General features: G+C 69.0%; 15 protein-coding genes and 3 pseudogenes. 4 read left to right on the top strand and 14 right to left on the bottom strand.

Annotated features, from left to right (window positions below; all coding sequences use genetic code 11):
• The first annotated feature begins 114 nt into the window (after positions 1 to 114).
• Positions 115 to 603, top strand: a complete 489-nt coding sequence (locus AB8998_RS27395) for a flavin reductase family protein (RefSeq protein ID WP_369741051.1) — start codon at positions 115 to 117, stop codon at positions 601 to 603.
• 10 nt (positions 604 to 613) lie between these two features.
• Here AB8998_RS27395 and AB8998_RS27390 read toward each other — a convergent pair whose 3' ends face one another.
• The 6 genes from AB8998_RS27390 to AB8998_RS27365 form a co-directional block, all read right to left on the bottom strand.
• Positions 614 to 1,360 (bottom strand): succinate dehydrogenase/fumarate reductase iron-sulfur subunit, encoded by a 747-nt coding sequence (locus AB8998_RS27390; RefSeq protein WP_369741050.1) that lies wholly within the window; start codon positions 1,358 to 1,360, stop codon positions 614 to 616.
• Positions 1,357 to 3,279, bottom strand: a complete 1,923-nt coding sequence (locus AB8998_RS27385; RefSeq protein ID WP_369741049.1) for a fumarate reductase/succinate dehydrogenase flavoprotein subunit — start codon at positions 3,277 to 3,279, stop codon at positions 1,357 to 1,359. Before AB8998_RS27385 ends, AB8998_RS27390 begins: the two co-directional genes overlap by 4 nt.
• 42 nt (positions 3,280 to 3,321) lie before the next feature.
• Positions 3,322 to 4,152, bottom strand: coding sequence for a hypothetical protein (locus AB8998_RS27380; protein ID WP_369741048.1), 831 nt, complete (start codon positions 4,150 to 4,152; stop codon positions 3,322 to 3,324).
• Positions 4,153 to 4,229: 77 nt separating this feature from the next.
• Positions 4,230 to 4,535, bottom strand: a complete 306-nt coding sequence (locus AB8998_RS27375) for a hypothetical protein (protein ID WP_369741047.1) — start codon at positions 4,533 to 4,535, stop codon at positions 4,230 to 4,232.
• Between the two features lie 158 nt (positions 4,536 to 4,693).
• Positions 4,694 to 6,397, bottom strand: a complete 1,704-nt coding sequence (locus AB8998_RS27370; protein WP_369741046.1) for a transposase — start codon at positions 6,395 to 6,397, stop codon at positions 4,694 to 4,696.
• 181 nt (positions 6,398 to 6,578) lie between these two features.
• Entirely contained in the window at positions 6,579 to 7,031 is a 453-nt protein-coding gene (locus AB8998_RS27365) for an Hsp20/alpha crystallin family protein (RefSeq protein WP_369741045.1), read from the bottom strand.
• A 281-nt stretch (positions 7,032 to 7,312) separates the two neighbouring features.
• Between AB8998_RS27365 and nirB the strand changes: the two genes are divergently transcribed.
• Positions 7,313 to 9,817, top strand: coding sequence for a nitrite reductase large subunit NirB (gene nirB / locus AB8998_RS27360; RefSeq protein WP_369741044.1), 2,505 nt, complete (start codon positions 7,313 to 7,315; stop codon positions 9,815 to 9,817).
• Complete coding sequence (gene nirD, locus AB8998_RS27355; protein WP_369741043.1) at positions 9,814 to 10,212, top strand: nitrite reductase small subunit NirD; 399 nt, start codon at positions 9,814 to 9,816, stop codon at positions 10,210 to 10,212. The genes nirB and nirD overlap by 4 nt, the downstream gene beginning before the upstream one ends.
• Here nirD and AB8998_RS27350 read toward each other — a convergent pair.
• From AB8998_RS27350 to AB8998_RS27320, 7 genes and pseudogenes are all read right to left on the bottom strand, one after another.
• Positions 10,185 to 10,637, bottom strand: a complete 453-nt coding sequence (locus AB8998_RS27350; protein WP_369741042.1) for a TetR/AcrR family transcriptional regulator — start codon at positions 10,635 to 10,637, stop codon at positions 10,185 to 10,187. The two genes, nirD and AB8998_RS27350, sit on opposite strands and share 28 nt — an antisense overlap.
• A gap of 47 nt (positions 10,638 to 10,684) precedes the next feature.
• Positions 10,685 to 11,830: a uroporphyrinogen-III synthase gene (locus tag AB8998_RS27345; RefSeq protein ID WP_369741041.1), complete on the bottom strand. Its 1,146-nt coding sequence runs from the start codon at positions 11,828 to 11,830 to the stop codon at positions 10,685 to 10,687.
• Between the two features lie 16 nt (positions 11,831 to 11,846).
• Positions 11,847 to 13,253: a nitrate/nitrite transporter gene (locus AB8998_RS27340; RefSeq protein ID WP_369741040.1), complete on the bottom strand. Its 1,407-nt coding sequence runs from the start codon at positions 13,251 to 13,253 to the stop codon at positions 11,847 to 11,849.
• Positions 13,254 to 13,604: 351 nt separating this feature from the next.
• Positions 13,605 to 14,028: pseudogene (locus AB8998_RS27335) on the bottom strand (GNAT family protein).
• Positions 14,029 to 14,054: 26 nt separating this feature from the next.
• On the bottom strand, positions 14,055 to 14,966 hold the full coding sequence (locus AB8998_RS27330; protein WP_369741039.1) for a 5-oxoprolinase/urea amidolyase family protein: 912 nt from the start codon (positions 14,964 to 14,966) through the stop codon (positions 14,055 to 14,057).
• Entirely contained in the window at positions 14,963 to 15,643 is a 681-nt protein-coding gene (locus AB8998_RS27325) for a 5-oxoprolinase subunit B family protein (protein ID WP_369741038.1), read from the bottom strand. The genes AB8998_RS27330 and AB8998_RS27325 overlap by 4 nt, the downstream gene beginning before the upstream one ends.
• Positions 15,644 to 15,743: 100 nt before the next feature.
• Positions 15,744 to 16,742, bottom strand: a complete 999-nt coding sequence (locus tag AB8998_RS27320) for an ABC transporter substrate-binding protein (protein WP_369741037.1) — start codon at positions 16,740 to 16,742, stop codon at positions 15,744 to 15,746.
• Between the two features lie 158 nt (positions 16,743 to 16,900).
• On the opposite strand from AB8998_RS27320, the pseudogene AB8998_RS27315 reads away from it, so the two are divergent.
• Positions 16,901 to 17,716: pseudogene (locus tag AB8998_RS27315) on the top strand (MFS transporter); the annotation flags it as partial.
• Here AB8998_RS27315 and AB8998_RS27310 read toward each other — a convergent pair.
• Positions 17,713 to 18,928 (bottom strand): annotated as a pseudogene (locus AB8998_RS27310) (DNA polymerase domain-containing protein). The pseudogenes AB8998_RS27315 and AB8998_RS27310 sit on opposite strands and share 4 nt — an antisense overlap.
• Positions 18,929 to 18,953 lie beyond the last annotated feature (25 nt).

Here is an 18,953-nt window from a genome sequence, read left to right as displayed (position 1 = left end):
TTGGGCTGCGCGGTGTTCCCGACTGTCGGGGGACCCGTCCCGTCGCCCGTCGGCCGGCCGGCGGCTCTAGTAGGGTCGGGCGTGAAGTCGTCCGTCGATCCCGAGCGAAGGCCGATGAACTCGAACAACAAGCTGACCCCCACCTCGCTGCGCGAGGCGTTCGGCCATTTCCCGTGCGGAGTGGTCGCCATCGCCGCCCAGGTCGACGGCACCCGGGTGGGCTTGGCGGCCAGCACCTTCGTGCCGGTTTCGCTGGAACCGCCGCTGGTCTCGTTCTGTGTGCAGAACACCTCGACCACCTGGCCCAAACTGCAGAGCGTGCCGATGTTGGGCATCAGCGTGCTGGGCGAGGCCCACGACGAGGCCGCGCGCACCCTGGCCGCCAAGACCGGCGACAGGTTCGCCGGCCTGGAAACGGTGTCCAACGATTCCGGCGCGGTGTTCATCAAGGGCACCGGCCTGTGGCTGGAGAGCGCGGTCGAGCAACTGGTCCCGGCCGGTGACCACACCATCGTGGTGCTGCGCGTCAACGAGGTGACCGTGGACGCCGAGGTGGCGCCCATCGTGTTCCACCGCAGCGGCTTCCGGCGCCTGGGCGCCTAAAGCCAAAGCCTCAGCGGCGGAACAGCTTGTTACCCAGCCAGACGATCGGGTCGTACTTGCGGTCGGCGACGCGCTCCTTCATCGGGATCAGCGCGTTGTCGGTGATCTTGATGTTCTCCGGGCACACCTCGGTGCAGCACTTGGTGATGTTGCAGTAGCCCAGGCCGTGCTCTTCCTGCGCGTCGTTGCGCCGGTCCCGGGTGTCCAGTGGATGCATCTCGAGCTCGGCGATGCGCATCAGGAAGCGCGGTCCGGCGAACGCCTTCTTGTTCTCCTCGTGGTCGCGGATCACGTGGCAGACGTTCTGGCACAGGAAGCACTCGATGCACTTCCGGAATTCCTGGGAGCGCGCCACGTCGGCTTGGGCCATCCGGTACTCGCCGGGCCGCAGATCCTTCGGCGGCGCGAAAGACGGTATCTCGCGGGCCTTCTCGTAGTTGAACGACACGTCGGTCACCAGGTCGCGCAGGACGGGGAAGGTCCGCAGCGGCGTCACGGTGACCACCTCGTCCTCGGCGAACGTGGACATCCGGGTCATGCACATCAGCCGCGGCTTGCCGTTGATCTCGGCGGAGCAGGAGCCGCACTTGCCGGCCTTGCAGTTCCAGCGCACCGCGAGGTCGGGTGTCTGGGTCTGCTGCAGGCGGTGGATGACGTCGAGCACCACCTCGCCCTCGTTGACCTCGACTGTGAAGTCCTGCAGCGCGCCGCCGGCCTCGTCCCCACGCCACACCCGCAGGGTCGCGTCGTAGCTCATTTGCCTCTCCGTCCCGGATGCTCGGCCAGTTCGTCGTCGGTGAAGTATTTCTCCAGCTCGGAGAGCTCGAAGAGCTCCAGCAGGTCGGCACGCATCGGCACCTGATCCTCACGGGTGACCGTGGTGCCGGGGATCACGTCGTCGCCGTCCGTTGCCGCGCGGCAGACCAGCAACACCTTGCGCCACGACGAGTCCATCGACGGGTGGTCGTCGCGGGTGTGCCCGCCGCGGCTCTCGGTGCGCTCCAGCGCGGCCTTGGCGACGCATTCGCTGACCAGCAGCATGTTGCGCAGGTCGATGGCCAGGTTCCAGCCGGGGTTGTACCGGCGTTCACCCTCGACGTGGATGTTCTTGAACCGGGCCCGCAGCTTGTCGAGACGGTCCAGGGCCTCGCTGATCTCGTCCGCGTTGCGGATGATGCCGACCAGGTCGTTCATCGACTGCTGCAGCTCGTGCTGCAGGGTGTAGGGGTTCTCCGCCGCGGCCTTGTCGGCGGGGCCCTCGAACGGGGCCACCGCCCGCTTGGCGGCCGCGTCGAGCGCCTCCGGGGCGATCGTCGGCCGGCTGCTCAGCGCGCGCACGTAGTCGGCCGCGCCCAGGCCCGCCCGCCGGCCGAAGACGAGCAGGTCCGACAGCGAGTTGCCGCCCAGCCGGTTGGAGCCGTGCATGCCGCCCGAGCACTCCCCGGCGGCGAACAGGCCCGCGACCGTGGCCGCACCGGTGTCCGCGTCGACCTCGATCCCGCCCATCACGTAGTGGCAGGTTGGTCCGACCTCCATCGGCTCCTTGGTGATGTCCACGCCGGCCAGCTCCATGAACTGGTGATACATCGACGGCAGCCGCCGCTTGATCTGCTCGGGGGTCAGGCGGGACGCGATGTCCAGGTAGACCCCGCCGTGCGGGCTACCGCGGCCGGCCTTGACCTCGGAGTTGATGGCGCGCGCCACCTCGTCGCGGGGCAGCAGGTCGGGGGTGCGACGGGCGGAGTCGTTGTCCTTGAGCCATTGGTCCGCCTCCTGCTCGCTCTCGGCGTACTGGCCCTTGAAGACCGGGGGGATGTAGTCGAACATGAAGCGCTTGCCGTCGGAGTTCTTCAGCACCCCGCCGTCGCCGCGCACGCCCTCGGTGACCAGGATCCCCTTGACGCTCGGCGGCCACACCATGCCCGTCGGGTGGAACTGGACGAACTCCATGTTGATCAGCGACGCGCCGGCGCGCAGCGCGAGGGCGTGCCCGTCGCCGGTGTACTCCCAGGAGTTGGAGGTCACCTTGAACGACTTGCCGATGCCGCCGGTGGCCATGACGATCGCGGGGGCCTCGAACACGATGAAGCGGCCGCTCTCGCGCCAGTAGCCGAACGCGCCGGCGATCCGGTCGCCGTCCTTGAGCAGCTCGGTGATCGTGCATTCGGCGAAGACCTTGATTCTCGCCTCGTAGTCGCCGAGCTCGGCGTAGTCCTCCTGCTGCAGCGAGACGATCTTCTGCTGCAGCGTGCGGATCAGCTCCAGGCCGGTGCGGTCGCCGACGTGCGCCAGCCGCGGGTAGGTGTGCCCGCCGAAGTTGCGCTGGCTGATCTTGCCGTCCGGGGTACGGTCGAACAGCGCGCCGTAGGTCTCCAGCTCCCAGACGCGGTCCGGGGCCTCCTTGGCGTGCAGCTCGGCCATGCGCCAGTTGTTGAGGAACTTCCCACCGCGCATGGTGTCGCCGAAGTGGGTCTTCCAGTTGTCCTTCGGGTTGGCGTTGCCCATCGAGGCCGCGCAGCCGCCCTCGGCCATCACCGTGTGGGCCTTGCCGAACAGGGACTTGCACACCACCGCGACCTTCAGGCCGCGCTCGCGTGCTTCGATGACCGCCCGCAACCCGGAGCCGCCGGCACCGATGACGATGACGTCGTAGGAGTGCCGTTCGACCTCAACCATGGAACCTCACTCAGCCTTTTCTGGTTTTCCTGAAATGGCTTTTCAGCCAACAAATCTCGGGTCAGGGATAGTGCCGCTGGCCACCAGCGCGATGTAGAAGTCGGTGAGCATCAGGGTGCCCAGCGTCACCCAGGCGTACAGCTTGTGCCGCGTGTTGAGCCTGCTGACCTGGGTCCAGATCCAGTACCGGACAGGGTGCTTGGAGAAGTGCTTGAGCCGCCCGCCGGTCACGTGCCGGCACGAGTGGCAGGACAGTGTGTAGACCCACAACATGATCACGTTGCCGACCAGGATCAGGTTCCCCAGCCCGAATCCGAACCCGCCTGGCCCGTCCTCGGAGTGGAACGCGACGATCGCGTCGTAGCTGTTGATCACCGAGATGATCGCGGCGACGTAGAAGAAGTACCGGTGGCTGTTCTGGATGATCAGCGGCAGCCTGGTCTCGCCGGTGTAGTGGACGCGTGGCTCGGCCACCGCGCAGGCGCTGGGCGACTGCCACACCGTGCGGTAGTAGGCGCCGCGGTAGTAGTAGCAGGTCAGCCGGAACAGCAGCAGGAACGGCAGTGTCAGCGCCGCGTAGGGCAGCCACCACACGTCCGGCAGGACCTGCGGCCAGAATTCGCTGGCTTCCTTCGCGCACCCGGTGCTGACGCACGGTGAGTAGAACGGCGTCAGGTAGTGATACTTCGGGACGAAATAGTTGTTCTGGAGGAACGCCCGCACCGTCGCGTAGATGACGAAGGCGGCGAAGCCCAGGTCGATGCGCAACGGCGACATCCACCAGCGGTCGGTGCGTAGGGTCCGTTGCGGGATGCGGGCGCGCGTGGGTGAAAAGACACCTGACGCAGGACGGTTCGCCGTGGGTGCGCTCATCTGTGTTCCTCTTCGAACGGGCTGTTGGTCGAAGGGTACACAGCGAGCACCCCCTGGTTTGCAGGGGGTTTCGGTTGTCAGTACCTACTGTGGCCCCCGACACCCTCGTCGTCGACGTCGCGCCAGAACTCGCTGTCGTACGGGGTGTCGGGGATGGCGATCTTTTCGCCGGGCTGCGGCACCGTCACGCGCGCCAGGTCCAGTTCCGACACGTCGGTATCGAGCAGGTCGACGTCGGTCAGGATCCGGTCGGCGTCGATGACGATGCGGCGCAGCGCCGGGCTGTCGCCGTATCGCGCCTTCAGGGAGCCCACGCAGCGTCGCAGGCCGCCGATGAGGTCGCGCAGTTCGGCGAGTTCGGTGGCGCCGGTCGCGCTCGTCAACGAATCTCCCTAGGACGGCGCTGATGTAGTGACCTCCAGCAGGGCGGGGATTTCGCGGTATCGGGGTCTCGACGGCTGGGAGGGGCTTGCGCTGGCTGATATTAATGGGATCGTAGGTGGCCTGGTGGCCTGGTGGCCTGGTGGCCTGGTGGTCCCGATCAGGCGATGGCCCAGCCCCCGGCCGCTGAATGCAGGCCCAGGCTGGCCAATCGGGCGAGGTTGATCGCGCCGGCTCGGGCGAGGATGTCGGTCAGGATGCGTTGTTGTCCGCGGCAGCGAGCCTTGCGACCACCCCAGGGGCGCCGGGTGAAGTGACTGATCTTGCGTTCCACAACCGGCCGATACGTTCGGTAATCGGTCTGCCAGGCCGGGTCGCGTTGGCGGGCCTTGGCCAGCTGTAGGGCGGCCTCATGGGCATGGATGGTGATCACCCGTCCACGGCGGGCTTTGGTGCATTGCGCCCGCAGCGGACACGACCCACACAATGCCCCGAAGCGAGCGACCTGCTGACGCCGCCCGGTGCTGATGGCCACAGTGTGCTCGGCCGGGCAGGTGACGGTGCCCGCAGTCAGGTCGATACCGAACTGGTCTTTGGAATAGCCGTTGGCGTTGCGCACCGGGGGCACTTTGGCGCGCATGTCATGGCCACGTTGGGTCTGCTCATCGAGGGTGGCCCCATCAGCGTAAGCCGAATCGCCATACACCTCAAAGACATTGGGCTCCGACTCGTTTCGCACATGCTCACCGTGATCGGTGATCGTTTCATCGGCATCGGCATCGGCATCGGCATCGGCATCGGCATCGGCATCGGCATCGGTGGCGGCATCGGTGGCGGCGGAATCGGGTGCAGCACTCGTGGTGTCGGTGACCGGGTTGCCCAGCAGCTCGTCGATGACCTCACGGTCGGCGGCGTTGGCCGCGGTGACGGCCACCGCGGTGATCAGCTCGTCATCGGGATCGATACCCAAATGGGACTTGTAGCCATCGAAGGTCCGCGCCCGCGACTTATGCCCATGGCGGGCCTCGGTATCAACGGTGGAGATCAGCCGATCCCGGGCCACCCGCCTCGCGATGCGAAACACCCCGTCGTCGCCGGCCTCGACGTCCTGGCCGGCCACCAGCGCCAGCAACTCGACCGCCTCACCGAGTGCCCCGTCAAGCTGGCGGCCATCGCAGGCCTCCAGTGCTGCCTTGGCGTCGCGCACCAGCGCATCGACCAAGGCTTCACGCGCCGTGGGATCGTCCCAGTCACACGGTGGTTTTCCCAGGCTGGCGTAGTCATCGTCGCGGGTCAGCACGGTGCGCACCGCACCGGCCACCTCCGGATCGGCCCGATCGGCCACCGCCAGTAGTTTGCGGATCGCGGCCCGCAGCTGGATCACCGTGTCCTGGGTGGCCACCGCATCCAACAGCGGAGTGGAATCGAGCACCCGGCGCCGTCCCCGCAACAACCCCGCCGCCCGCGCCGTGGTGTTGACGTCCTCGAACAACCGCCGTGGCCGATCCGATGCGCGTAGCCGGTTGCGCATCCCGACCAGCACCGTGGGATGAAACGCCTCCGCATCCACGGTCAACCCGGCGGCCGCTTTCCAGCGCAGGTCAAAGGCCAGCCGGTCGCAGGCCTCCCGATCCGAAAGCCCCTCGTAGGCCTGCAGCAGCATCACCGCGGCCATCACCCGCGCCGGCACCGTTGGCCGACCCAACGCCGAACGCTTGAACACATCAGCGAAATAATCGTCGTCGAACAGTGCACCGCCGTGGTCGGCCAGCAGCCGATAGATGCTGCCCGCCGGCAGCTGATCGCCGACAAGCAGCATCACGTCATCGAACCGGCCCTGCCGATTTTCCCGTCCCAAAGCCACGCATCTGATCCTCGCCGCCCATCCATGCGAAACCCGCTCAGCCACGCCGAAAGTCAGCGACTAAAACAGCACCGTCCTAGGTCAGGCGGTGTTGTGGATCACACTACGCCCCGGGTGCCAGGAGGCCATAGCCCGGTGAACCCGGCGGAGCCGACCCTGCCCCGCCGGATTCGTCCGGGTGTTACTTGGCGATCGCGATGCGCTGCGGTTGGGTTCCGGTGTAGGCGCCGGCGACTCGCACCGTCAGCACGCCGGCGTCGTACGAAGCCGAGACGGCCTCGCTGGTGACGTGGGCGGGCAGCTGGAACGTGCGGCGGAACGCACCGTAACGAATCTCACGCAAGGTGCGGCCCTCCTGCTCGTCCGCGCGCTCGTCGCGGTGTTCTCCGTGGATCACCAGGCGGCCGCGCTCGACCTCGACGTTGACGTCCTTCTCGACGTCGACACCGGGCAGTTCGACGCGGACCACCGCGTCGTCGCCGTCCTTGACGATCTCGGCCGCCGGCCGGAAACCGCCGTCCGTCGGCTCCTTCGCGGGCTTGTACCAGTCCGTTGCCGCGGCGGGCCCGAAGAAGTCGCGGAACCACCGATCGGTGTCCCACGCCGGTCGCGACCACAATGCGAGGTTGCTCATTGGCATCTCCTTACGCTTCCTTGTGAGTTGGCTGTGACCGGCGCGGTGGCTGCCGGCTACCACTATGAACATGAGTCGACCACGCTAAAGTTCCACCTGCGGTTTCGCCGTGAGCGAACTGCCTCACTGGCTGTGTGTATCCGTGTGAGCGATCCGTGATCTATGCGTAATGCGGGGCGATGGGCCCTTAATCGGCCGCCGGTAGGCTCAAATCCGTGTCCGCTGAAAGGATTTCGCGCGCGAACTGTGCGGTGCGTCACATTGTCGTGGTGGGGCATGGCATGGTTGGCCATCGGTTCGTCGAGGCGCTCCGCGCCCGCGACAGCGAAGGCGCGTGGCGCGTCACCGTGCTCGCCGAGGAGTCCGACGCGGCCTATGACCGCGTGGGGCTGACCTCCTACACCGAGAGCTGGGACCGCAACCTGCTGGCGCTGCCAGGTAACGACTACGCCGGCGATCAGTGGGTTCGGCTGCTGCTGAACGCCCGCGTCGTCGACATCGACCCGGCGGGCAAATCGGTGGTGACCGCCGACGGGCAACGGCACGCCTACGACAAGCTGGTGCTGGCCACCGGGTCGTACGCGTTCGTTCCGCCCGTGCCCGGCCACGACCTGCCCGCGTGCCACGTCTACCGCACCCTCGACGACCTCGACGCCATCCGCGCCGGCGCACAGCGCACGATCGAGGCGGGCCACGCCCGCGCGGGGGTGGTCGTAGGCGGCGGCCTGCTGGGGCTCGAGGCCGCTAATGCGCTGCGCCAGTTCGGGTTAGAGACCCACGTCGTCGAGATGATGCCGCGTCTGATGGCCCAGCAGATCGACGAGGCCGGGGGTGCGCTGCTCGCCAGGATGGTCGGCGAACTGGGGATCTCGGTGCACGTCGGCACCGGCACCGAGTCGATCGAATCCGCGGGGAACTCGGTGCGGGTGCGCCTGACGGACGGCGACATCATCGACGCGGGCCTGGTGATCTTCGCGGCCGGCATCCGGCCCCGGGACGAGCTGGCGGCGGCCGCGGGTCTGACGCTCGCCGAGCGGGGCGGCGTCCTCACCGATTTGTCTTGCCAGACAAGCGATCCCGACATCTATGCGGTGGGCGAGGTCGCCGCGATCGGGGGCCGGTGCTACGGGCTGGTGGGCCCCGGCTACACCTCCGCCGAGGTGGTGGCGGACCGGCTGCTGGGCGGATCCGCGGAATTCGGCGAGGCGGACATGTCCACCAAACTCAAGCTGCTGGGCGTCGACGTCGCCAGCTTCGGCGACGCGATGGGCGCCGCGGAGAACTGCCTCGAGGTCGCCGTCAACGACGCCGTCAAGCGGACCTACGCCAAGCTGGTGCTCTCCGATGACGCCAAGACACTGCTCGGCGGGGTGCTGGTGGGCGACGCCTCGTCCTACGGGGTGCTACGTCCGATGGTGGGCAGCGAGCTGCCCGGCGACCCGCTGGCGCTGATCGCGCCCGCCCAATCCGGCGGTGGCGCTTCGGCTCTGGGCGTCGGGGCGCTGCCGGACTCGGCGCAGATCTGCTCCTGCAACAACGTCACCAAGGGCGACCTGAAGTGTGCGATTTCCGACGGCTGCGCCGACGTCGCGGCGCTCAAGTCGTGCACGGCGGCCGGCACCTCGTGCGGCTCGTGCGTGCCGTTGCTCAAGCAGCTGCTGGAGGCCGAGGGTGTCGAGCAGTCCAAGGCGCTGTGCGAGCACTTCGACCAGTCGCGGGCGGAGCTCTTCGAGATCATCTCGGCCACCGAGCTTCGCACGTTCTCCGGTCTGCTGGAGCGCTACGGCCGCGGAAAGGGTTGCGACATCTGCAAACCCGTGGTCGCCTCCATCCTCGCCTCCACCGGCTCGGAGCACATTCTCTCCGGCGAGCAGGCCGCGCTGCAGGACTCCAACGACCACTTCCTGGCCAACATCCAGAAGAACGGCAGCTACTCGGTGGTGCCGCGGGTGCCCGGCGGGGACATCAAACCCGAGCACCTGATCCTGATCGGCCAGATAGCACAGGATTTCGGCCTCTACACCAAGATCACCGGCGGCCAGCGCATCGACATGTTCGGGGCACGGGTGGAACAGCTGCCCGAGATCTGGCGCCGCCTCGTCGAGGGCGGCATGGAGTCCGGCCACGCCTACGGCAAGGCGCTGCGCACCGTCAAGAGCTGCGTGGGCACCGACTGGTGCCGCTACGGGCAGCAGGATTCGGTGCAGCTGGCCATCGACCTGGAACTGCGCTACCGCGGCCTGCGGGCGCCACACAAGATCAAGATGGGCGTCTCGGGCTGCGCGCGGGAGTGCGCCGAGGCCCGCGGCAAGGACGTGGGCGTCATCGCCACCGAGAAGGGCTGGAACCTCTACGTCGGCGGCAACGGCGGCATGACCCCCAAGCACGCGCAGCTGCTGGCCGCCGACCTCGATACCGAGACGCTCGTCCGCTACATCGACCGGTTCCTCATGTACTACATCCGCACCGCCGACCGGCTGCAGCGCACCGCGCCGTGGGTCGATTCGATCGAGGGCGGCCTGGACCACGTGCGCGAGGTCGTCTGCGAGGACTCGCTGGGTCTGGCCGAGGAATTCGAGGCCGCGATGCGGCGCCACGTGCAGAACTACCAGTGCGAATGGAAGGGCGTGCTGGAGGATCCGGACAAGCTGTCGCGGTTCGTGTCCTTCGTCAACGCCCCGGACGTCGTCGACCCGACTGTGACGTTCACCGAGCACTCCGGACGCAAGATCCCCGTGTCCATCGGAATGCCCCGGGTCCGCGACTCGATTCAGGAGGAATCGTGACGTTAGTCAACGATATTCAGGACATTCAGGTGTGGACGACCGCCTGTGCCTACGACCATCTCATTCCCGGCCGCGGCGTCGGCGTACTGCTCGACGACGGCACACAGGCGGCGCTGTTCCGGCTGGACGATGGGTCGGTGCGCGCGGTCGGCAACGTCGACCCGTTCTCCGGTGCGGCGGTGCTCTCCCGCGGGCTCGTCGGCGACCGCGACGGCCGTGCGCTTGTTCAATCGCCTATGCTTAAGCAGGCTTTCGCGCTCGACGACGGGACTTGCCTTGACCAACCGGAGGTTTCGGTACCGGTCTATCCGGTGCGTGTCACCTCCACTGGTTCCGTCCAGATCGGCCGGCCCGCCACCGCGGAGCCTCACCGGGTGATGTCACCGACCAGGTAGCGCTGCAACGTCGGGCCGATGGCGTCCACGAGGGCGTCCACCGACATCGAATGCAGCGGTTCGGAACGTAGGCCGTAACGCATGATGCCCAGGCCCACGAGCTGGGAGGCGCACAGCGACGCGCGCAGTGCCACCTTGTCCGCCCCCAGCGCTCTGAGCAGCGGGCCGAACACCGGGCCGACGAACATGCCCTCGACGATCTCGGCGGTCTTGGCCATCCCCGTGGACGCGAACGCGCTGGCCGCGAAGGGGCCGCCACCGGCGGCGTCCCAAGTGGTGATCAGCATGCGCAGGGTCCGGCGGCCCACCTGCTGGATGCTTCCGGTGACGATGCGGTCGATGAACTCCGGTGTGGCGAAGGGCAGGTGCAGCATCTTGGCGACCGGATCGAGAATCCCGCGCGACGGGTCTTCGCGGCGGGGCATGTTGCCAGGATCGCCCGGTCCGCAGCAAGAATCAAGCGCCGCCGGGCTCAGCCCGGTGACCCCGGTGGGTCGTCGATCGCGAGCCGGTAGCCGCGCTTGACGACCGTTGCGACGATGTTCTTGTCGCCCAGAGCGGTTCGCAGTCGCAGCACGGCCGTGTCGACGGCGTGCGGGTCGTTGCTGTTGCCGGGCAGCACGCGCAGCAGGTCGGCGCGCGCGACGACGTCGCCGGGACGCTGCGCCAGCGCGCGCAGCGTCGCCATACCGGCCCCCGACAGGGATTTGACCGAACCGTCCACCACCACGCAGGTCCCGCGGATCTCGATCTGGTGCCCGGCTGCCCGGATGCTGCACGAGCGGCGCAACGGGAGCTCCTGGGCGATGTGACGGGCGAGCGCGCCCAGCCGCATCCGCTCGGGTGAGGAGGTGGGGACACCGGCCCGGGTGAGGGGCTGCGCGGTCACCGGACCCACGCACATCGCGTGCACGTCGGTGCGCAGCGCGGCCAACAGGCGGTCCTCGATTCCGAGCTCGCGGCTGCGTTCCAGCATTGCCGCCGCGGCCGGTGCGGAGGTGAAGCTGACCGCGTCGAACTGGCGTCTGGCGACGGCGGTGAGCAACTGGTCGAATTCGCCGCCTACCGGTGTCGGCTTCCAGCGGTACACGTGGATGGGCACCACCTCGGCGCCCGCTAAGCGCAGCTCGTCGAGGAACCCGGGATGGGGGTCCCAGCCCTGGGCCGCGCCGTGCAACTGGACGGCGATCCGCTTGCCGGACACGCCGGATTCGAGCAGGTATTTCAGAACCTCGCGCGATGACTCGGACTTCGGTGACCACTCCTCGGGCAGGCCGGCCGCGCGCAGCGCCCCGGTCGCTTTCGGTCCGCGCGCGACGATGCGTGCCTGCGACAGCGCGGCGACGAGCTGGTTGGCCACGCCCCAGCCGTCGGCCGCGGCCATCCAGCCGCGGAAGCCGATTCCGGTGTGCGCCACCACGATATCGGGCGAACGGTCGATCAGAGCGGTGGTGTTGCGGTGCAACTCGTCGTCGTCGGGCAGGGCGATCATGTCGATGGCCGCGGCGCTGCAGACCTCGGCGCCGTTGCGGCGCAGCAATGCGCACAGCTCCTCGGCGCGGTTGGCCGAGGTCACCGCAATCCGGTAGCCGGTCAGTGGCGCAGTGTCTGCGCTCACCGGCACCGTCGCACGGTCACACCCGGGCCGGTTCGGGATGGGGCCGGGTCTGAGCCCCGGGCGCGGGCGCCGAGGCCGGGCGGCGGACGTACCTCGTCCAGGTCATCGCCGCGGCGGCCACGTAGAACACCAGAAACGCCCAGTACGCCAGCGTGTCGGTGCCGGTGCTCAGGTAGGACTGGCGCAGCGCGAGGTTGATCGCGACGCCGCCGAGCGCGCCGAACGCGGCGACGAACCCGATGACCGCCCCCGACGTGGCCTGCGACCAGCGGCGCCGGTCCTCCTCGGCGAGCCCGAACCGGTGGCTGCGCGACTCGAAGACCGAGGGGATCATCTTGTAGACCGATCCGTTGCCCAGCCCGGCCAGGACGAACAGGGCCATGAACCCGCAGACGTAGCCGGCCATGGTGGCCGCGCTGGTCAGGCCGTGGGCGTGGTCCTCGTGCGTGCTGACGGCGACCAGGAACGCGGTGACGAGGCCCATCGTGGCCAGGACGGCCAGGGTGACGCGGCTGCCGCCGACGCGATCGGCCAGCCGGCCGCCGTAGATGCGGGCCAGCGACCCCAGCGCCGGGCCGATGAACGCGAACTCGGCGGCGTGCAGCGCGGCCTGCGCGTGGCTCTGCCCGGTGCCGACGAAGTTGATCTGCAGGACCTGGCCGAACGCGAACGAGAACCCGATCCAGGAGCCGAAGGTGCTCAGGTAGAGCAGCGCGAGTACCCAGGTGTCTCGCTCGCGCAGGATCGAGCGCAGATGGCTCGTGTCGTACGTCGCGTGATCGAGGTTGTCCATGTAGCGGGCCGCACCCACGGCGACGACCGTGAGCAGCAACAGGTAGAGCCCGCACACCCAGTACGGTTGGTCGCGGCCGGCGACGGCGAGCACCAGCATCCCCACCAGCTGGATCATCGGCACCCCGAGGTTGCCGGCACCGGCGTTGAACCCGAGCGCGAAGCCCTTGCGCCGGTGCGGATACAGCGAGTTGGTGTTGGTCATCGACGCCGCGTAGTTGGCGCCGCCCAGCCCGGTCAGCGCGGCGCACGCCAGGTACATCCAGAAGGGCAGGCCCGGGTTGGCCATCAGCCAGATCGTGCCGACGGTGGGAACGATCAGCGCCACGATCGAGAAGACGGTCCAGTTGCGGCCGCCGAACGTGGCGATGCCCAGCGAGTAGGGGATGCGCAGGCACGCGGCGACCAGGGTGGCGGTGGCGCCGAGCAGGAATTTGTCGGCCGGGGAGAAGCCGTACACGTCCTCGGGCAGGAACAGCGCCATCACCGGCCACAGCGTCCATACCCCGAAGGCGATGTGGTCGCAGGCGATCATCCAGAGCAGGTTGCGCCGGGCGATTTTGTTGTTGCCGGCCTCCCAGGCCGCGCCGTCCTCCGGATCCCAGTCCGTGATCCGATGGTTGCGGCCCATGCGCTCTGTACCTTTCGTAGACAGGGTTGGCCCCTGGGGCAGCCGTGGCACGATGAAGCCCGTAGCCGCGCGGGTGGACCCGCGTGGGGATCCGTGCGGGCGCCACGGATCAAGAGGCATGCCCTGCCGTGTCTTTCGATGCTCACACTGAGAACGGAAGCGCGTCAACTTGATCCGGTCGATATCGCCTGTCAGTTGTATCCCAGTTATCTGGCAGATCGCTGAGGGGTGTTGTGGCTGTGATGTGCGTCTCCGCCAAGCGGTTTCGATGGCGCACCGGTGTGGGGAGCGCGGCCGCCCGCGGCGAATCCGTGTGGCGGGCAACACAACAACGGAATCCCCTGCGCCGACCTACCAGACGTCCCCGTCGCGCCAATCGCATATCAGAGGTTCGGAGGTGTCCGGCCCCAGCCCGACCGGCAGCACGAAGACGGCGCCGTCGGCGCCGGGTGTGGGCGCCGGTCCAGGGGCGCCAGCACCGACGTCGGCCCCCGCCGGGGCAGCCAGCCCCGAGCGGTGAACAGCCTGCGGCTCCGGGCCGGCGACCTGAGCGCCGCAATCTGGTAGGCACCAGGCCCTGCCCGCGGTAGTCCTCCCGTACCGCCACCCCCTCGACGTAGCCGCAGCGCAGTGCGCTGTCGCGGTACATCACGCGGCGCTGGATCACCGCGGCGTGCGCGATGATCGCGCCGTGATGCCAGATCAGGTGCTGCCGGGTCTCGTTGTCGAGATCGGCGGTATGGGCCTGGCGGGCGGTGTGAACCCGGGCTCGCACAGCCGCACAGTCTAGGAAAGAAATGTCTACGAAAAGAGGGCAGCACCCGCGCGCGGCCCGGCGCCCAGCGGAGCCCGGGGCCGCGTCCAGTGCAGCCGCACGCGCTGGCCGGGCCGCACCTGGGCGACCTTGTCCATGTCCTCGGCGGTCACCACCCCGACGACCGGGTAGCCTCCGGTGACCGGATGGTCGGGACCCAGGATCACCGGTAAACCGTTGGGCGGCACCTGAATCGCTCCGCGGCCCGCGCCCTCGCTGGGGAGCTGCCGGTCCGGGTAGTGGTGTTGCAGGGGCCGCCCGACCAGCCGCATCCCCACCCGGTCGCTGCGGTCGGAGGCCACCCAGTCGCCGTGTACCAGGACGTCGGGGTCGACGAACCAGTCGTCGCGCGGCCCGGGCACGACCGACAGCTCGACCACCCCGCCCGTGAGCGCGGCGACCGGGGCCTGGTCGAGTTCCGGATAGTCGTTGGTGTGCTCGCCGACCGGCAGGTGATCCCCGGGCCGCAGCGGGGACGGCCCGATCGCCGACATGACGTCGTAACTGCGGGAGCCCAGCACCGGCTCCACACAGATGCCGCCCCGCACCGCGACGTAGCTGCGCAGCCCGGCGCGCGGGACGCCCAAAGAGATCACCTGGCCGTCGCGAACGCGGTGAATGCTGTTGGTGCCGAACTTGATTCCGTTGACGGTCGGGTCGGTGTCGGCGCCCGTCACCGCGATGTCGACGTCGCCGCCGTGGACGCGCGCCGAGAAGCCGCCGAACGCCACTTCGACGGTGGCGCGGTCGTCGGGGTTGGCGACCAGCCGATTGGCCAGCTTGTGCGCCCGGCGGTCGGCCGCCCCGGAACCGCTGACGCCTAGGTGCGCGAGCCCGGCCCGGCCGAGGTCCTGGATGACGGCGAACGGCCCGGTGCGCAGGATTTCCAGCGTGATCACGGCTCGGTTCCTCCTCGCACGGCGCGGAACTGGACCCACATGCCCTGCGTCAGCAGCGCCGGGCTGGGCCGGTCGAGATCCCACAGGGGGGCGTCGGTGTGGCCGATGATCTGCCATCCGCCCGGCGACTGCCGGGGATAGATCGCGCTGAACTCGCCGGCGAGGGCGACGGCACCGGCCGGCACCGAGGTGCGCGGCTCCGGGCGCCGGGGCACCCGCAGCCGCGGGTCACCGCCGACGAGGTAGGCGAAACCCGGTGCGAAGCCACTGAATCCGACTTGCCACACGGTCGAGGTGTGGGCCTGGACAACCGCGTCGGGGCTCAGTCCGGTCAGGCCGGCGACCTCGTCGAGGTCCGGGCCGTCGTAGACCACGCCGATCACCGCGTCGGGGCCGCGGTCCGCCGGGGCGGCTGGGGCGGCGCCGACCCGCATGGTGCGCAGCCGCCGGCGCACGACGCCCTGGCGGCGGGGCCCGTCGAGTTTCACCAGCACCGTGCGGGCCGCGGGAACGATGTCGACCACGCCCGGCAGTGCGGCGGCCCGCAGCGCCGCGACCCATGCCAGGACGTCGGCGGTGTTGCCGCACTGCACCATCAGCGCGTGGTCGCCGTAGTCGAGAACGGTGTTGCCGACCAGGTCCGTCGGCAGGTCCGTGGGGAGATCGGTCACGCTCATTACTCGACGGTAACCCCGCATCCACCTGCGGACGAGCGATTTTCGAACACTGCCAGAGGTGCCTTACCGAACGCTCAAACGACGCGCCGCCGGGCGCCGTTCAGCCGAGGATCCTGCCGATCTGTGGGGGTAGTTGCTCGGCGACCAGCGGGTAGCTGAGCGTCGACGAGAAGGCGATCGCGCCGGCCTGATCCTTGGAGGTGAAGACGTGGCGATGCTGCGCGGTCGCCGCAGATGCGGCCACCTCCGGGTCGGCCAGCAGCGCCTGCTGGTCCTCCGGGTTCTCGGTCGTCCAGATCACCACGTCCGCGGAATCGAGCACCGCTTTGATGTGGTCGCGCGGGATGACGGCGCGGTAGCCGCTGCCGAAGGGTTTGATGCTGTCGGCGACGACCAGGCCCATGGCGGTCAGGAAGTCGGTCCGCCAGCCCGCCGTCGTGGCGACCACGGTGCCCTGCCACAGCCTGCCGTGCATCAGCAGGACCTTCTTGTCCTTCCAGTGCGGGTTCTGCTGGGCGACGGCGGCGAACTTCGCATCGACGCTGTCGACGAGGGACTTCATTCGCTCCGCCTGGAACACCGCCTGGCCGATCGCCGCGGCCTGGACCCGCCACGGCTCGAAGAACGCGTCTCCGCCCGCCTGCGGCAGGGTGGGGGCGATCGCCGTCAGCTTCTGGTAGGTGTCCGCGTCGACTCCGGCGTTGATGGCCACGATGAGGTCGGGTTTGAGCTTGGCGATCCGGTCGACCTGGATGCCGTTGTCGAGGCTGAGCACCACCGGTTGTGCCGGGCCCAGCTTCGGCCGGGCCCACGGCCACACCGCGAACGGCTCGTCGCCGAACCAGTTGGTTACGGCGACGGGCACCACGCCGACCGCGAGCAGGTCGTCCTGCTCGGTGTAGCCGGCACTGACCACGCGCTTGGGCGGCTCCTTGACGACCGTCTCGCCGAAGAGGTGCTTGATCGTCACCGGCCCGCCGCCGGCGGGACCCGCGGCCGGTTTGCGTGACGAGCACGCGGGCGACGCGCCGGTGACGGCGGCGGCCCCGGTGGCGCCTGCGAGCTGCAAGAATCGCCGTCGATTCCATCCCTGTCGCACCGCGTGAGAGTATCGCGTCCCCGCCCGGGTGCCGCGTCGTCGCGGCCCGCCCGTTGGGCCTCGATGTGATCCCCCCGTAACGGTGGACGCCCAAACCGGTAACAGCGCGTCTTTAGCGTCGAGCCGTTCTGGCCGTTCGGGGCCAGCTACGTGCCGCGGCCAACATCTCGTTCTTCTATCCGGAGCGGGACAAGGGTTGGGCGCTGGGCCTGAATGCCGCCGGCGGCGGTGTGGCGCTCGCGCGGGCCGGGCTGTTCTACGTGCCGCTGGCCGTGGCGGCCTCGGTGTGCGCGTTCTTTTTCATGGACAACCTCAGCGAGGCCTCCGAAAAGGGGGGAGCCGACGTGAAGCCGGTGTGGCAGTCGTTGCGGGACGCCGACACCTGGATCCTGTCGCTGCTGTACATCGGCACGTTCGGCTCCTTCATCGGCTACTCCGCGGCCTTCCCGACGCTGCTCAAGACCGTCTTCGGCCGCGGTGACATCGCACTGACCTGGGCATTTCTGGGTGCCGGCATCGGCTCGGTCATCCGTCCGCTGGGCGGCAAGCTCGTCGACCGGGTCGGCGGGGCCCGCATCACCGCCGCGAGCTTCGTCATGCTCGCCGCCGGCGCGGTCGCCGCGCTGTGGTCGGTGGACGCCAGGAATCTGCCGCCGTTCTTCGCCAGCTTCATGTTCCTGTTCGTCGCCACCGGCATCGGCAACGGGTCGACGTACCGGATGATCTCGCGGATCTTCAAGGTCAATGGCGAGCTCGCCGGCGGCGACCCGGACACGATGGTGCAGATGCGCCGCTCGGCGGTCGGCGCCTTCGGTGGGTTCGTCGTGCCGCTGGTCTACGCCTCGCCGAAGGCGCAGTTCGGCGACATCCAGCCCGTGCTGGGGTTCTACCTGGCGTTCTTCGTCGTCCTGCTGGCCGTCACCTGTTACCGCTACCTGCGCACGGGCAACGCGATGGCGCGCCACGGCGTCTAGCGGTCCCGGCGGGCGTCCCAGGGGGAGTAGTCCGCGATCAGCTCTTCCTGCGGTGGCCGCTCGTCCACGGGAACGTGCTGCAGGTTGATCCGGATGCGGTACCAGATCGAGCTCGGCCCCCGCATGCCGTCGATGAGGACGTCGGCCGGTGCCAGCAGCCCGGCCGCGGCCGGATACCGCTCGCGCCAGGTGTCCAGCGCGGCCATCGCCTCGTCCCGGGTTCTGGTGCGAGCGATCTCGATGAGCGGGGCTGTCTTCTTCGCGCCCTTCGGGGCGCGCTCGGGCGGTCCCAGTTCCTCGGCCAGCATCAACAGGAGGTCCAAGTCGCCGGCCGCGTCGTCCATGCCGGCCCAGGGATCGCCCGCGCCGGCGAACCGGCCGGGCACGGTGTCGACGGTGAAGGACCCCGGGTCGCAGTCGGCGACTTCGTCCCAGTGCAGCGGGGTCGACACCCGGGCGTCCGGGGTCGCCCGCACCGAATACGCCGACGCGACCGTGCGGTCCTTGGCGTTCTGGTTGAAATCGACGAACACCCCCTGGCGTTCCTCTTTCCACCAGCGGCTGGTGGCCGCGTCGGGCACCCTTCGCTCGACCTCGCGCGCCACGGCCTGCCCGGCCAGGCGCACCTGCCGGAAACCCCAACGGGGGGCGATGCGGGCGTAGATGTGAAAGCCCCGCGACCCCGACGTCTTCGGCCACGCGACCAGGCCGTGGTCCTCGAGGACCTCGCGGGCCGCGAAGGCGACGTCGACGATCTGGCCCCAGCCGACCCCCGGCATCGGATCGAGGTCGACCCGCAGCTCGTCGGGATGGTCGAGGTCGCCGGCGAGCACCGGATGCGGGTTGAGGTCGATGCACCCCAGGTTGACCACCCAGGCCAGCCCGGCCGCGTCGCGGATCACGGCCTCGGCGGCGGACGTGCCCCGCGCGTAGCGCAGTTCGGCGACGTCGACCCAGTCCGGGCGGTTCTTCGGGGCGCGCTTCTGGAACACCGCTTCCTCCGCGATGCCCTTGACGAAGCGTTTCAAGATCATCGGGCGGCCCGCCACACCGCGCAGCGCGCCCTCCGACACCGACAGGTAGTAGCGGACCAGGTCGAGCTTGGTGTGGGGCGGCCGGCGGTCGTGGGCGGGAAAGATCACCCTGTCCGGATTTGACGGCGACCTCGCGTCCGGCCACCTCCAGCGAAACCGGACCGGACATGGCGTCCATGCTAATTCGGCGGGATTTTCCGGTC

Origin of the sequence: Mycobacterium sp. HUMS_12744610, assembly GCF_041206865.1 — a bacterium.
Taxonomy (GTDB): domain Bacteria; phylum Actinomycetota; class Actinomycetes; order Mycobacteriales; family Mycobacteriaceae; genus Mycobacterium; species Mycobacterium servetii.
Note: the sequence above shows the minus strand (reverse complement) of the source record. Positions and strands in the feature narration are given on the sequence as shown.

Coding starts and splice junctions, on each gene's coding strand:
- AB8998_RS27325 (WP_369741038.1), bottom strand. CDS start 15,643: ATGAGCGTGACCGATCTCCCCACGGACCTGCCGACGGACCTGGTCGGC.
- AB8998_RS27350 (WP_369741042.1), bottom strand. CDS start 10,637: ATGCCCCGCCGCGAAGACCCGTCGCGCGGGATTCTCGATCCGGTCGCC.
- nirB (WP_369741044.1), top strand. CDS start 7,313: ATGGTTGGCCATCGGTTCGTCGAGGCGCTCCGCGCCCGCGACAGCGAA.
- AB8998_RS27340 (WP_369741040.1), bottom strand. CDS start 13,253: ATGGGCCGCAACCATCGGATCACGGACTGGGATCCGGAGGACGGCGCG.
- AB8998_RS27395 (WP_369741051.1), top strand. CDS start 115: ATGAACTCGAACAACAAGCTGACCCCCACCTCGCTGCGCGAGGCGTTC.
- AB8998_RS27385 (WP_369741049.1), bottom strand. CDS start 3,279: ATGGTTGAGGTCGAACGGCACTCCTACGACGTCATCGTCATCGGTGCC.
- AB8998_RS27365 (WP_369741045.1), bottom strand. CDS start 7,031: ATGAGCAACCTCGCATTGTGGTCGCGACCGGCGTGGGACACCGATCGG.
- AB8998_RS27380 (WP_369741048.1), bottom strand. CDS start 4,152: ATGAGCGCACCCACGGCGAACCGTCCTGCGTCAGGTGTCTTTTCACCC.
- AB8998_RS27390 (WP_369741050.1), bottom strand. CDS start 1,360: ATGAGCTACGACGCGACCCTGCGGGTGTGGCGTGGGGACGAGGCCGGC.